The 12,420-nt window shown below is 48.4% G+C and carries 16 protein-coding genes and 2 pseudogenes; 9 read left to right on the top strand and 9 right to left on the bottom strand.

Annotated features, from left to right (window positions below; genetic code table 11):
• Positions 1-125: 125 nt before the first annotated feature.
• Together KME12_27175 and KME12_27170 are read right to left on the bottom strand one after the other, a co-directional pair.
• Positions 126-506 carry a hypothetical protein gene (locus tag KME12_27175; protein MBW4491445.1) on the bottom strand — a complete coding sequence of 127 codons (381 nt, stop codon included), beginning with the start codon at positions 504-506 and terminating at the stop codon, positions 126-128.
• Between the two features lie 9 nt (positions 507-515).
• Positions 516-1,229: a hypothetical protein gene (locus tag KME12_27170; GenBank protein MBW4491444.1), complete on the bottom strand. Its 714-nt coding sequence runs from the start codon at positions 1,227-1,229 to the stop codon at positions 516-518.
• A gap of 132 nt (positions 1,230-1,361) precedes the next feature.
• Between KME12_27170 and KME12_27165 the strand changes: the two genes are divergently transcribed.
• Positions 1,362-1,523 (top strand): hypothetical protein, encoded by a 162-nt coding sequence (locus KME12_27165; protein ID MBW4491443.1) that lies wholly within the window; start codon positions 1,362-1,364, stop codon positions 1,521-1,523.
• A gap of 225 nt (positions 1,524-1,748) precedes the next feature.
• Here KME12_27165 and KME12_27160 read toward each other — a convergent pair whose 3' ends face one another.
• Positions 1,749-2,423 (bottom strand): hypothetical protein, encoded by a 675-nt coding sequence (locus KME12_27160; GenBank protein MBW4491442.1) that lies wholly within the window; start codon positions 2,421-2,423, stop codon positions 1,749-1,751.
• Positions 2,424-2,535: 112 nt separating this feature from the next.
• Between KME12_27160 and KME12_27155 the strand changes: the two genes are divergently transcribed.
• Positions 2,536-2,802 (top strand): hypothetical protein, encoded by a 267-nt coding sequence (locus tag KME12_27155; protein ID MBW4491441.1) that lies wholly within the window; start codon positions 2,536-2,538, stop codon positions 2,800-2,802.
• A 261-nt stretch (positions 2,803-3,063) separates the two neighbouring features.
• Here the strand turns inward: KME12_27155 and KME12_27150 are convergent, their stop codons facing one another.
• The 5 genes from KME12_27150 to KME12_27130 all read right to left on the bottom strand — a co-directional run bounded on the left by KME12_27150 (position 3,064) and on the right by KME12_27130 (position 6,065).
• Positions 3,064-3,801 (bottom strand): hypothetical protein, encoded by a 738-nt coding sequence (locus KME12_27150; protein ID MBW4491440.1) that lies wholly within the window; start codon positions 3,799-3,801, stop codon positions 3,064-3,066.
• A gap of 405 nt (positions 3,802-4,206) precedes the next feature.
• Positions 4,207-4,314 carry a DUF2811 domain-containing protein gene (locus KME12_27145; protein MBW4491439.1) on the bottom strand — a complete coding sequence of 36 codons (108 nt, stop codon included), beginning with the start codon at positions 4,312-4,314 and terminating at the stop codon, positions 4,207-4,209.
• A 391-nt stretch (positions 4,315-4,705) separates the two neighbouring features.
• The gene (locus tag KME12_27140; GenBank protein ID MBW4491438.1) at positions 4,706-5,062 is read right to left on the bottom strand and encodes a hypothetical protein; all 357 of its coding nucleotides are present in this window, start codon (positions 5,060-5,062) and stop codon (positions 4,706-4,708) included.
• 165 nt (positions 5,063-5,227) lie between these two features.
• A complete protein-coding gene (locus KME12_27135; protein ID MBW4491437.1) occupies positions 5,228-5,512 on the bottom strand; it encodes a hypothetical protein in 285 nt (94 codons plus the stop codon).
• A 286-nt stretch (positions 5,513-5,798) separates the two neighbouring features.
• Positions 5,799-6,065: a hypothetical protein gene (locus KME12_27130; GenBank protein MBW4491436.1), complete on the bottom strand. Its 267-nt coding sequence runs from the start codon at positions 6,063-6,065 to the stop codon at positions 5,799-5,801.
• Positions 6,066-6,225: 160 nt separating this feature from the next.
• Here KME12_27130 and KME12_27125 point away from each other — a divergent pair, with 160 nt between their 5' ends.
• From KME12_27125 to KME12_27115, 3 genes and pseudogenes are all read left to right on the top strand, one after another.
• Complete coding sequence (locus KME12_27125) at positions 6,226-7,026, top strand: ParA family protein (GenBank protein MBW4491435.1); 801 nt, start codon at positions 6,226-6,228, stop codon at positions 7,024-7,026.
• The gene (locus tag KME12_27120) at positions 7,007-8,125 is read left to right on the top strand and encodes a ParB N-terminal domain-containing protein (GenBank protein MBW4491434.1); all 1,119 of its coding nucleotides are present in this window, start codon (positions 7,007-7,009) and stop codon (positions 8,123-8,125) included. Before KME12_27125 ends, KME12_27120 begins: the two co-directional genes overlap by 20 nt.
• A gap of 237 nt (positions 8,126-8,362) precedes the next feature.
• Positions 8,363-8,829: pseudogene (locus KME12_27115) on the top strand (GNAT family N-acetyltransferase).
• A gap of 269 nt (positions 8,830-9,098) precedes the next feature.
• On the opposite strand, the gene KME12_27110 reads toward KME12_27115, so the two are convergent.
• A complete protein-coding gene (locus tag KME12_27110) occupies positions 9,099-9,473 on the bottom strand; it encodes a hypothetical protein (GenBank protein ID MBW4491433.1) in 375 nt (124 codons plus the stop codon).
• Positions 9,474-10,109: 636 nt separating this feature from the next.
• Here KME12_27110 and KME12_27105 point away from each other — a divergent pair.
• From KME12_27105 to crtI, 4 genes and pseudogenes are all read left to right on the top strand, one after another.
• Positions 10,110-10,307: a hypothetical protein gene (locus KME12_27105; protein ID MBW4491432.1), complete on the top strand. Its 198-nt coding sequence runs from the start codon at positions 10,110-10,112 to the stop codon at positions 10,305-10,307.
• Positions 10,308-10,487: 180 nt separating this feature from the next.
• A complete protein-coding gene (locus KME12_27100; GenBank protein ID MBW4491431.1) occupies positions 10,488-10,679 on the top strand; it encodes a hypothetical protein in 192 nt (63 codons plus the stop codon).
• Positions 10,680-10,711: 32 nt separating this feature from the next.
• Positions 10,712-11,040: pseudogene (locus tag KME12_27095) on the top strand (calcium-binding protein).
• 82 nt (positions 11,041-11,122) lie between these two features.
• Positions 11,123-12,343 carry a phytoene desaturase gene (gene crtI / locus KME12_27090; protein ID MBW4491430.1) on the top strand — a complete coding sequence of 407 codons (1,221 nt, stop codon included), beginning with the start codon at positions 11,123-11,125 and terminating at the stop codon, positions 12,341-12,343.
• The last annotated feature ends 77 nt before the right edge of the window (positions 12,344-12,420 follow it).

Genomic DNA, 12,420 nt, shown 5'->3' with positions numbered 1-12,420 from the left:
TGCTGCTGCAACCATTGGGCGATCGCTTGGATCCAGGCGGGGATATCTTCCTCATGGGCCACATCTAGGGCTGAGGGCTGAGCTTGCTCCGGGTAGATTTGATTTAAGAACTCCAGCAAATTCGTTTACGCGACAGCACCCACAACGGTATCAGTTGGTTGAGGAAGCTGTGGTTTGAGTTCTGCGGCTACCCATATCTCATCCAGATTCAACGTCATGGTATGCCGCAGCACCTCTTGCAGCAAGTTGGCGCTCAAGATAGGTTCACAGAGACTGGAATTGTATTGTTCCTCCCAGGCATTGAGGAGTTGCTCGGCTCGGCAGACATAAATGTCAATCAGCTGAGCCAGTACATCCCCTGCAACCTGTAATTGCTCCGCCTCCGGCAAACTCGGTAAGATGCGCTCTAATTCTTCCAACAGCGCTTTCAAGTTGGCCGCAGCGGGGTTAGCGATCGCTTGCTCGATAGCCTGGGTGAGAGGGTGCTGGAAGGGCTGTGCTGGCATCTTGATCCACTACACTCTCAAGGGACAGGGTTTAATGGGACACTGGGCCACTGGTACTTCCTTAATCACATCTTCAAAGCGAGTCACGCCAAACTGCTGAGCTAGGGATGCTAGCATTTCCTTGATATACGCACTGACGCGATCGCCCTTGAGACCCATACAGTGAACTGCGGGTACTACCGCAATCTGTTGATTTTCCTGCCACACTTCGGCAGCGACTGCATGAACGGGAGCGTTAGCCTGTTGGCGGTACAGGACAAGAATCGCAGCAGGCGCGATCGGCACAGGAGGGGGTGCGACTTCCAGAATGGCGGTTGATGGCGTCTCATTGCACTTTGAATTCTGTTGTCGCACGAAGCGCTTACGCTTACCATCTCTCAAGCTGCGGTATGGGGACGGTTCTAGCTTGACGATTTGAGCTTGTAGTTGATTGAGTTGGCGCTCGAGTTTCTGAATTTGTTCTCCTCGGCGGCAAGCCGCGTCATAGCGAGCAATGTCTCTTACAGGCACATACATGCTCCTCTTACCATTCGGGAGTAGTTTCCCTCGACCTGCTCTTAATCTGGCATACTTCAAGTCTTGCTTGGCGCTTTGGGAAGCCGTCCCGCCAGCAGCAGAGCGTTCCAGTCGCACACCGATGAGGTAGTCCCCCTCCTGTTTCAACCCTGCGATCTGAGCTTCTAAAGCTGTGAGGCGTTGTTGCAAGCTTTGAAGGGATGGCATCGCTATTCGTGTCACATTGTCTTATCTATAAATGTAACACGAATAGCAACTGACGCTGCAAATTCTCAATGGTGCCATTAAGCTGTGAGGCGAGCGAGCATTTATGCGGATCGCCTTTCCAGCGAGAGCCCAATGTCCTCTATATTTGTGACTTGTGGAGCGGTTGAGCAAGTGACCAGACTCAACAGAGTAGATGCGGGTCTCGTGCGATCGCCTATCTTTCAGGTGAGGAGTGATAGTCAAGAATTTCTGCCACTCCAGCGTCAGGTCGAACAAGGGCTACAGGCTGACTAAGCGCGGCGGCAGGATTAAGGAGAAAAGTGGGCACGGAATGCGACTCTTCTGAATCCGATTCACAGCGAAGTGAAGGGCCACGATTGGGATATCTGCCCCACGATGACCTTGATTCAGCACAAGCCGCTGCCTAGCTTTGTTACTGCGTGGCAGCAGGCTGATGCGGTCATCGCTATGCAGGTGCGCTTTGGGGCGATCGCGGCGGCGCAATAGAACTTGAATGGACTAGCGACTAGATTCTGCAACTTTTTGCGAGAGGCTATAGCGGCCCTTAGGACCCCGATACCACTGACCCTCTTTAGCTCCGGTGGAAAGAATGTTTAACATGCGGTTGCGAGCAATAGTTCGCACGTCTTGAGGGATAGTCTCAACAAAAATCTCATCAACCAGGTCAGGCACACTCAGGAGGTCTTGTGGCCGCCGTTGAAACACAGCCGTGATCGCGGTGGGTAGAGAAGTTTGACGGAAGGCAGGTTGCAGGTAATCCTGCCAGTTTTGCGATCGTTTTCCTGGCTTACCTGCTTTAGGGCCTTGAGGTGCTTTGCTGCTTTTCGCTGCTGCCTGTGGCTTAGAAGTAGAACGGCTTTGCTTGGGTTTTACCTCCTCTGGCTCTTCAGCAGCGGGAGCAGGAGTTAGTGCTGAAGTATCTGAAGCAGAAGCGATATCCTCTGTGGGGACCTCGGCAGGAGCGGCAGTATCCTCTCCTGCCTGAGAGGAAGTCAAAGTGGGAGATGAGGTGGTAAATAAATCAATGACACTCTGGAGGCTTTGGCGTTTCTCCCGAACTGCTGCCAGTTGTGTGGTGAGTTCTGCTTCTTGGGTGGCGAGGGTGGCATCGGCTTCGAGCAAGTTAGCAAGGATGCTGGGGGAAGCAGGATGAGACGTAGAAGAATTGACCATAAGGGAGTGCTGTGTCAGCTATTTTGATTCAAGAGCATCATACAAAGCTCTTGTGTTTTCAGGAAGTCTCGCAAGTGATAGCCAACAGGATGATTTTTGATTCCGATTTCCGATGGGCGATCGCTCAGCGATTGGTCTCACCCCCAGTACTTATCAAGTTCTTGTGCAGGAACAAGTGGATCTGAGCGCTGTCTGCGATTGCTGCGTATTTGCCGGACTTGCTGCCGTTGGTCACAGTATGAGGATGTTAGTCAGCAAGCAAGCAGGCAGAAGCAACCTCTCTTGGGCCTCTGACCTGAGCGATCGCATCTTGAACGCATCACTGTTCAGATTACAGGTTGGAGCTAGCCATTGTGTTGTAGATCTCCTGATTGATTAGTGATGGTCAAAACGGAGCAGCCTGGTTGAACTTCCCTTTTTGAATTACCCGTAGATATGGTTTTTGCCGAGCTAGATCAGTCAAGCCTCTAGCTTTTAGCAGATCAATTTGGCATAACGGAGCTGGGCGGTCGCTTCTTCCAACTGCTCTCGGTCTTCTAGGGCAAATGCCTGAGAAAGCTGGCTCAATTGGCTGTCGAGCTCGTATAGCATTGCCAGCTAGCGAGTTAGATTCTGAGAGTCAATCATGCAGATTTTCTCCTTACACAGCAGTAAACTGAGCCAGGACTTTTGCATTCTCAATACATCGCTGTTCACGGTTCCAATTTTTAGCAAAAGACAAGGCTCTAGCGGGTGCTTTACTGAGCCGCCCAGTACGAGAGTTCATAAAAATCACCTGGCCTTTTCTGGCTCCGCAAAGCCAGTGAGACGAATCAGCGGAGTGAAGGTAGGGAGTTAAAACTTCGATCGCTTCTTCCCAGCACAGTCCAAAGAGATGAAAGCGATTCGGGTGCTGCTGACAAAGCATTTTAAGTTTGGCAAGGTTCTCTCGCTTGAGTTCCAGGTTTTCCTTGCCCTGGAGGTGCAGCCAGGGAACGCAACCTCCAATACTAACTAGGGGAGATTCATCTAGGTACTGGTGCAGGATGGGTAGTGGTGCATCCCACATCCAAACCGGAATCAAATTTGGAATTCCCCACTGCTTGATTTGATTCCATCGTGCTAGCGTCCAAATAGCTTCAGCGAACAGATCGGGAGCAGCAACCCAATCGAATGCTCGCGACCGAGCAATCTTAAACAGGTACTCCTCTAGATCAACAACCTCCAGAAGCTTTTGGCGAAACTGTCGGTACGCGCCAGAATCAAGAGCCAGAGAACCGTTCCAATCTATAACGTGCTTCAGATCAATGGGGTCAACCAGAAGGCTGCTGATTCCTGACTGCTCTAGCATCGATCGCTCATCTTGGGAAGTGATTCCAGAGAAATAGAATTTTTGCATGGCTACCTCCCATACAGGGTTGCTTTAATCTGCTCGTTAGCAACAAGTAGCGTGGCGGCAGCAAACTCGATGGGGTCTCGAGTAGAAACTGCCAGTTTATTCCTCGTTGCTGGTTCAAGTAGTAGCGGCTATACTTCCACTCAAAAGAATCTTTCGTTGATCTTGAAGCTGGGAATGAATACCAATGCTACTTAGAGCATTGACGAGATGCCGTTGACACTGGCTGATATTTGGGGCTGATGTATCGAGATATAAGTCACTCATCATAACCTCATGCCAAAAATCTCTAGTGCTTGAAGGGTCTTATCAAGAAGTGAAAGGAGTTTGTGGCGATCGCTCTAACAATGAGTCCAGATAAATTCGAGGTATTTCAGAGGTTGATTGGGTTGTTCGCTGAAAATAGAGTCAGAGAACAGCAATGAAAAAGCTGTTGATATCCCAGGTAGGGTGATGCTCAAGCTGCTCCTGAATCGTGATGTAAAGACTTTCAGGAATTGCACCTCGATCTCTCAGTGATGCTCAAGCAACCTCCCCCATTACATTCAGCATCGGATTGAACAAACAAATAAAAGGTTTTGCCCTGACTTTTGACGATCACATAGGGAAGCCCTTCGCAGCTAACCCCAGCCTGGCGGATCGTTCCACCCATGACGAGAGTCAGATCGTTCGAATTTGGGAGATAGGGATTGTAGGTTATGGATTTCAATCCTAAAAAATTGAAGCCTTAATCTCAGACTAGGGCTGAAGGCTTATTGTGTTTGCTTTCGTTTACGTTCTCTGGAAACGGTCTGATCAGGCTCGTAGTGATGCTCGTGGCGATGCCCTGCTTGTTTGCGGTTGAATAGTGGGGCGATTGGTGCTGCGATTACCAGCACGAGCAGGAAAACAGCATGGATACTTTCCATTACACCTCATTTGCTGTTGAGGGGGTATATCGTTTTATCCTTCTGGGAAACCCTTTTGCTCCACAAGACTCGTTCGAGAAGAGCTTGTAGCGTAGATTGTCCAACTCTTCTTGAATTACTTCATTCAGCAGTGGATTCTGCACAACCAAACGGCTAATGAGACAGTTTGCCAGTGGTGGCAGTTCTTCAGAAGTGACTGGAATATTTTGTGAATCTACGGCTTGCTCTCGAAGGTAGCTCAGCAAGCGCCGGACTTCTGCTAAATCAGCATTGTGCATAGCTTGAATGTGATTGGTGCATACTACGAAGAGAATAAGCTGGTTTTTACGAATCAAAGTGGAAATTTGAATTTCCACTTTCCGCTTGTCTTCAAAAGGTTAAAACAAATCGGTCTGTTGACGGGTGATGGTCAGGGGATTCAATTTGCTCAACGCGCTTGGGTAAAACAATGGCTGAAAGACAAGATGTTGAGATAGCGAGAAATGCGAACTGGGGCAGTCCGTTTGGCTACGCCAGAGGCTTTAGATCTCACCGAACTGATCCCGGTATTCTGGGTTGCCATCCACCCAACCCAAGGCGAATTGTTTATAAAGACTGTAATGCTGAATTTTTTTGGTTTCAGGATCAGTAGGCAGTTCCTTAACTCCGGCTATGTACCCTTTTAGATAGTCCTCATCGTTGTATTCTGGCATCCTGCCAAAAGCAGCATCAGTTTTGCCTTCTAGGAAACGCTCGTATAGAGCTTCCTTAAGATGTGCATCACACTCATTGCGTTCATCTGTCAGGCAATCATCAATAAAAACCATAATTGAATTGCTCCATTGTCAGTAGGGCACCCGATTAGATTGGCGTTAGGTGGGTGCCTTGGGAATGGTAAAAATGAGGGGTTTTGTAGGTGACGCTACGCTCTAGGCTTCATGCTTCGGTACGGTTCTGTTGCCGGGAGCCTTTGTGGCGCTCCATTTCCTGTTCCTCATATTTCTATAATAACCGGGCTACTGTAGAAAAGATTAGTTTACTAAGAGTGTTAATACAACTTCAAAACCCCATAGCTTAATCAGCATGGGGTTTTGAAGAATGAACCGGCTGAGTTTAATCGCCCTGAGAATCTAATAGGTCTTGCTTACGGTTCACAATCAATTCGCCTCTGCCGATTTGCTCGACCAGTTCAGAAGCTGATATTTCAAGTGACTGAGCAACCTCCTTAAAGCCTTCCCATCCCTCTGTGGTTGCCCGGACATAGCGATCCTTTTTCGTTTCTCCATGCAGCGGTTGCCTTCCCTCCCGATTAAGGTTCTTCTGCGATCGAGGGTTTTGTCCACGGGGATAACTTTCGCCTAGAGGGGGCTCATCGATCACGACTAAGATTGCCTTAATTTGATGGAATAACAGGTTTATACAAGAGCCAGGTAAGTTTTTATTGACTGTAGAAGCTTAAATTTCCACGTTTCGTGACTAATTTTTGTATATTCTAATATTGACAATTGTGGAAACTCAAATTTCCACTTACTATCGTTTTATGCTGACTATCTCAATTCTTGCAAATGCCGGAGGGGTTGGAAAGTCTACTCTGGCGATCCACTTGGCTTATGCGGTAAGCCGTCTAGGATTCTCTGTTGCTCTCCTAGACCTTGACCCCCAGCATTCTTTAGACCGTTTCTGTGGGTTGCCTCCTGCTGAAGCTGAACATTCAATGTCTCAGATCCTGGGTACAAAGAATTTCAAAGGCGAGTGGAATCTAAAACCAGCTTGGGATGGGCAAGTTTTAGTGGGTCAAAGCCATATCGATCTTGCCCAGGTTAGTAGTGACTTGGCAACTCGAAGGCGAGGCTCCTATACTTTGCGCGATCGCCTGCAAAGTCACCCCATTGCATGCGATCTGCTTGTGCTGGACTGTCCCGCTACGCTGGGGATGCTTTGTGAAAATGCCTTGGGTGCGAGTGACTTAGTTTTAGTCCCAGTACAACTAGAGCCAAAATCGATTGGTGGAGCAGCCGATCTAGTGGCATGGTGTATTACTGCATCCAATGAACTCCAACTAGAGCCCCGACCCAAAATTCAGGGGATTGTACCTAGCATCTATAACAAAGATGCAGCAATTCACCGTCAGTATCTGGAACAGTTACCAGAGATTGCGGCTCAATTAGATATCCAGGTCTATCCTCCAATTCGATACTCAAAAGAGTTTGTCAATACGTCTGCCTACGGCTTACCTCTCTATAAATATCGTCCAGGGCATCCCGCCTGCGATGATTTTGAGGCAATTACTCGTGATTTGGTAACGATTCTGAAGAAGACTCATGCCCAGAAAGTTTCCTGAAATTGCAGATCAATTTAAATCAGCCGTTCAAACTCACTCTCAGCAGAAGGAGATTGATACGCTTCGAGCGGAAGTCGAGCAGCTGAGAGCGAAGCATTCTCCTAATTTAGAGACAGAATTGGCCCGTTTGCGTGAACAACTCACCTCACAAACGGGTGAGATGGAAGTAGAAACCGACCTAATCGATCCAAATCCATCTCAACCCCGTCAAACGATTACAGATGCGGAGATTCAGAAAAAGGTTCGGTTTCTAACACAGCAAGGACAAACGGTTCCGATTATTTTGATTCCCCAAGAAAATGGGCGTTACTTGATCTTTGATGGAGAGGTTAGGTGGCGGGCAGCAAAGTTCAAATTAGGTTGGGAAAAAATTAAGGCTGTTTTGGTCCCAATGCCCGATGATTTGCATCGAAGTGCGCTTGAAACGTTTCTAGGTTTTGAAGATCTAAACCCTTTAGACAAAGCAGAGGCAGTCTTCCGGCAGGTTAAACAAGATACGGAACTTGATCCAGCTAAAGCCTTTACTTTGTTGAATACTTGTCTCCGAGCAATGGAACGTTCTGGACAAATTAAAGAACTAGGTAAATTGGTAGATGCTTCTTCGGAAGCCCAAGCTGCTAAGTTGCAATCTTTGGAGGTGACAGATGATCTTGCGCTCAAATTGTTGCTGTCTATTTTGCACATGGGCTTGAATCCTGCTTCTGTAAAGACGCAGCTTCTCCCAATGCTGTCCTTGGCTGACGATCTTAAGGAGGCGGTTCGCAAAAGAGGATTAAAAGGGGCTCATGCCCTAATTCTGGCAACCTTGTCAGCAAAAGTACTCAAAACCAACGAGAAGATAGCCGCCAAAGAACGGATTAAGGCGACTCAAATGGTTCTTTCGCAGGATTTGACGGTAGCCAAAACCCGCGAACTCGTTACTGATATCAAGGCAAAGTACGCTCCTAGCACTGCAATTGAGTCAAAGAAAATTACGTCTTTGATCAAGACTCTTGGTGTTGTAATCGCAAGGGAAGAGCTACAATTCGCTTCCCCTGAACAACTGGTAGAACTTAGGCAAAAGCTAACTGAAGCTTTAGAAGTTCTGAATAAACCTTAGTAGTGGAAACTTGAATTTCCACAGTTCCGACTTGATCAAATAGGAATTAAATTGTTTTAGGATTGCTTTTCAACGGCAAATGGATGCTAAAAATTTTGAATCAGCTTTGAATTGAGTTTTTAGATCCTTGAGCTTGGATAAGTGGGGTTCAAGTGAAAAGGGGTCAACTCAAAAGTGGAGGCAAGCGATCGCATTAGTTTAACTGTAGAAGAAAGTTTTGCAGCACAGATTAATTCAGTGAGAGTCAGATCTGCTACGCCTGATGATGTATCGCTCATCTTCTCGTTCATTCAGAAGAAGTCAGAATTTGACGAAATATGGGTGCCTTTTCTGGTGTACTGCAAGCATCTGAGGATAAGGGACGTCAAACACTTTTTAGAGCCATCCCTTGTGCGTATGTCTTGTTTGCGGAGTCTTCAGGACATGCGGTTGGATTTGCGTTGTATTGATTCAGATACTCATCCTTTGCAGGCCAACCCAGCATCTGGCTAGATGATTTCTATGTGGATGAGCACAGGAGAAGCCAAGGTGCGGGAGCGGTGTTGATGGAGCACCTTGCTCGAATTGGTCAGGAAAATGAGTGTACTCATCTGGCTTGGAATGCTGATGCTCGCAATACTCGTGGTTTAAGTTTCTATTATCGGTTGGGTGCAGAAATCACGGAGCAACATGGGAATCGATGTTTTTTCAGGTGGGTTTCGTAGGTGGTGGCATAGCCCTTGCGCCGTACTAGAGTCGGTCGTGGAAGAAGGTGTTCTAAATGGGAAAAGTGGAGAGGCGATGGCTCGGTTGTGAGCTGTTAAGCTTGGAAAGCTGGCGTGATCAACAGCAATCCCAAGGGCCACAAGAAGCAGTTCTTTAGCTCAAAGAGCCATCTCTATCAAGACCGCAGAGTGAGCAGAATGATATTGAGCTTGTAGAATTAGGAAAATACTTGCTTTGGCATGCCGAATCATGCTGCTCGATCAAGCATTCACCCTCCATTGCCAGCATCGTCACGCCGCTGCTCTTGCAGATATTCCAGAATGCGGTGGTTCTCGGTTTGCAGTCCTCTGACCTCTGATTGCATCTGCTGCATTACGGCCCGATCAGCAGCAGCTTCAGCAGCAGATCTGTCGATCCCTTGAATCAAGGCACCTACTAAGGCCGTGAGGTTGTGCTGCTCTTCACCAAGTCTCTCTATCTGACTTTGGCTAGCTTCTTGACGTTGTCTTAACTGATCAAGAGCAAGAAAAATAGCTTCGGCTCTAGCATCAATGCCCTGAATTCGAGCCACAACCTGCTCAGAAATCGTGGTGAGCCGTTCTAGGCGCTGATCAATACTGTCGAGCCTCTGTTCTGTTGTCATGGCTTTTGTTGTAACGTAAGGCTAATCAAGGAATATAACCAGGGTAATAAACTGCGATCGCAGTCTCAGCCAAAGCCTGAACATATTCTAGATCTGACTGGCTAGGGTTATTTCTTGGCAATCCCAACAGATTGAGTTCTTAAGCTTGACTCCTTCTTGAAAGGCCCTACGAGTAAACTGAGAACCTCTAATCTTGTACTATCTGGCAAGCCTGCCTGTGAGATGAAAGGTTAGTGATTTGGAGTCCGAACTGAGCTGCGATCGAATCAGAGTGATCTAGCGGCACCCCTAAGACTGGCTCAACCATAAAAGTTTCAAAGCGCATTCCCGCTCTTCCAACACTGCTATCGTCCGGTTTCACGGGCCTAGAGGTTCTGCCGATTATGGCGAGTTGGCTCTATTTTAGGCGATCGCGCCCCTCGAGCTTTTCCTGGGTTGGGAAACGCATCAACCTGTTGAGTGGTATCTCTCTGCTAGTTGTCCAAAGTTGGAGTCAGCGATCGCCTCTCGTCGTAGTGCCTCGTGATTGCACGTTCAAGACATTGACTGTCTCCTTGGATTCCCTATCGCTTATCCCAATTGTCGTTGAATCCGTTGGTCGGGCTGTCCCTCTCGAAGCAAGTTGTCATCGTTGGCATGTTTACCGGTATTGCGATCGTGCTGCTGTTAGAAATGCTTTATAGCCGAGTAGTGAAGGGCAAAACTTGCTTTAAGTTTTGGGTGGTCAATCCTGCAGTTGAATGTAGAAATCGCGCTCTAGGTTCTCTCAACGGCTGCACTCAAGCCATTCAGCAGAAACTGAATCATTTGGGATTTCAAGTAGAGACGTCTTAGAATTCCAATCCGGAGGGGGAAGGACAATGGATTCAGTTTCACAAATCTGCCCAGAAACCGGTTCACCATTTCTTAGATCATGCCTTTTCTGGTAAAGTCAGCCTTGCTCCAGCGTTCAATAGTATTGATGTCTATGTTCAATTAACGTTTTAAGACACGCTGATTCTAGAAACCCGGGAGATGAATAAATTGCAGGCGATTAGTGAGTTTATCGCGCTCAAAACGCCTGAACTCCAGCTGCAAGGTATCCCGCTGACCCTGTGCTGCGGTTTGGTTTTTGTCCTCTTCTCCAACCCGAGCGATCGCAGATTCAGCTTTAACCTGGAGAGAGAAATTCAGCAATGCAGAGAGATTTTGGCATGGCAAACCTAGAACAAGATGCAGAGCGAGAAGAACGGATCACGATGGAAATCGTGGTGGATGCCTATGGTCCCGAAGAGCAGGCAATGGGCTGGTACTACTATTTACAGGACACAATGCAGTTCCCCTTCACCGCAGTTGTACCGCCAAGCGACGTATTTCTCCTCTCCAGGAAGGAGCAACGGTAGCAGTCGTGAAGATGGCACCCGAGGAAGAGTGCGAGCAGGAAATGTTTGTAGAGATTGAGTGGGAAGATGATGATACTTTGGCAGTTCCATTGATCCAGCTTGAGGCCCCAAAGGCAGACGCAGAAACTCAGCAGGCGATTGCAGATTGGCATTACTGGGTCGATCGCGGGTATGAATTTAGCTAAAGCAGGGTCTGATCGCATCATTGATTGAAGGACTTAAATCCCCTTCTGATTTAATGAGTTTGGCAGATGTTGGGCAAGTGGCATGAAGATTGTGGTGATTGGCAGTGGGTTGGGTGGTCTCTCGGCAGCCATCCGGCTCCAGGCGCAGGGACACCAGGTGACGGTTGTGGAAAAGCGGGATCAACCCGGAGGGCGTGCCTCTGTGTTTGAGCAAGATGGATTCACCTTTGATGCAGGCCCTACGATCATCACAGCTCCTTACTTGATTCAGGAGCTCTTCGAGTTGAGCGATCGCAACATCGAGGATTACGTCACCTTAGTACCGCTTGACCCCTTCTACAATGTCCGCTTTGAAGATGGCTCCGTCTTCCACTACAACGGCGATCGCGAGTTCCTGCTAGAGCAAATCCGCCAGTTCAGTCCTGCTGATGTGGCGGGCTATCAGCGCTTCTACCAAGCATCCACTCAGGTGTTTGAGAAAGGACTGCCCCTGATGACTCAACCCTTTGGCCACTTCACGGATATGCTCAAGGTTGCCCCGGATATGCTGCAATTGCAGTCCTTCAAATCTGTCGCAGGGTTTGTGAACCAGTATATTCAGGATGAGCGGCTGCGGCAGGTTTTCAGCTTCCACCCACTACTGATTGGAGGTAATCCGTTTCAAAGTACGTCCGTCTATGCCATGATTCACAAACTAGAGCAAGCCTTTGGCGTTTGGTTTGCCATGGGTGGTACCGGGGCTTTAGTCCAGGCTTTGGTGCGGCTGTTTCAAGAACTGGGTGGAGAGCTACAGCTCAATTGTGAAGTGGCAGAGATTTTGATTGATGCTAAGACCCAACGGGCTACGGGCATTGCGCTCAAGAGCGGGGAGCTGCTTCCATCTGATGCGGTCGTTACCAACGCCGATGTGGCCTCGACCTACCTGAATTTGGTACCGTCTCAGTTTCGCCGCAAGTATCGCGATCGCCACGTACAAAACCTGCGCTATTCGATGTCCTTATTTGTCTTGTACTTTGGGACCAATCGCCGGTATGACCAAATGGCGCACCATGAGATATTGATGGGTCCGCGTTACCGTGAATGGATGGTGGACTTGTTCGAGCGCAAGCACCTAGCCTCCGACTTCTCGCTCTACCTGCATCGTCCGACAGCGACCGATCCCACTCTGGCCCCACCCGGTTGTGATGCTTGGTATGCCCTGGCACCTGTGCCCAACCTGGATGGCCCCACCGATTGGCAGGAGAGGACCCAGCCGGTAGTGCCATTTAGGAAAGGACGTAGAAAAAAGAACGAGAGACAATAGAGAGGTAAGCTTGCTTTCGTGTTCTCATCGATGGTTAAACCTCTGCTGCAATGCCCCAACTGTAGTTCCAATGACAT

The organism is Trichocoleus desertorum ATA4-8-CV12 (assembly GCA_019358975.1).
GTDB classification, from domain to species: domain Bacteria; phylum Cyanobacteriota; class Cyanobacteriia; order FACHB-46; family FACHB-46; genus Trichocoleus; species Trichocoleus desertorum_A.
The sequence above is the reverse complement of the archived record's forward strand: the minus strand, read 5'-3'. Positions and strand labels throughout refer to the sequence as shown.

What these genes read in the sequence shown, in the direction of transcription:
- crtI (MBW4491430.1), top strand. Translation starts at nt 11,123, where the DNA reads ATGAAGATTGTGGTGATTGGCAGTGGGTTGGGTGGTCTCTCGGCAGCC.
- KME12_27175 (MBW4491445.1), bottom strand. Translation starts at nt 506, where the DNA reads ATGCCAGCACAGCCCTTCCAGCACCCTCTCACCCAGGCTATCGAGCAA.
- KME12_27105 (MBW4491432.1), top strand. Translation starts at nt 10,110, where the DNA reads ATGTTTACCGGTATTGCGATCGTGCTGCTGTTAGAAATGCTTTATAGC.
- KME12_27170 (MBW4491444.1), bottom strand. Translation starts at nt 1,229, where the DNA reads ATGCCATCCCTTCAAAGCTTGCAACAACGCCTCACAGCTTTAGAAGCT.
- KME12_27125 (MBW4491435.1), top strand. Translation starts at nt 6,226, where the DNA reads ATGCTGACTATCTCAATTCTTGCAAATGCCGGAGGGGTTGGAAAGTCT.
- KME12_27120 (MBW4491434.1), top strand. Translation starts at nt 7,007, where the DNA reads ATGCCCAGAAAGTTTCCTGAAATTGCAGATCAATTTAAATCAGCCGTT.
- KME12_27150 (MBW4491440.1), bottom strand. Translation starts at nt 3,801, where the DNA reads ATGCAAAAATTCTATTTCTCTGGAATCACTTCCCAAGATGAGCGATCG.
- KME12_27160 (MBW4491442.1), bottom strand. Translation starts at nt 2,423, where the DNA reads ATGGTCAATTCTTCTACGTCTCATCCTGCTTCCCCCAGCATCCTTGCT.
- KME12_27110 (MBW4491433.1), bottom strand. Translation starts at nt 9,473, where the DNA reads ATGACAACAGAACAGAGGCTCGACAGTATTGATCAGCGCCTAGAACGG.
- KME12_27165 (MBW4491443.1), top strand. Translation starts at nt 1,362, where the DNA reads ATGTCCTCTATATTTGTGACTTGTGGAGCGGTTGAGCAAGTGACCAGA.
- KME12_27100 (MBW4491431.1), top strand. Translation starts at nt 10,488, where the DNA reads ATGAATAAATTGCAGGCGATTAGTGAGTTTATCGCGCTCAAAACGCCT.
- KME12_27135 (MBW4491437.1), bottom strand. Translation starts at nt 5,512, where the DNA reads ATGGTTTTTATTGATGATTGCCTGACAGATGAACGCAATGAGTGTGAT.
- KME12_27155 (MBW4491441.1), top strand. Translation starts at nt 2,536, where the DNA reads ATGGGCGATCGCTCAGCGATTGGTCTCACCCCCAGTACTTATCAAGTT.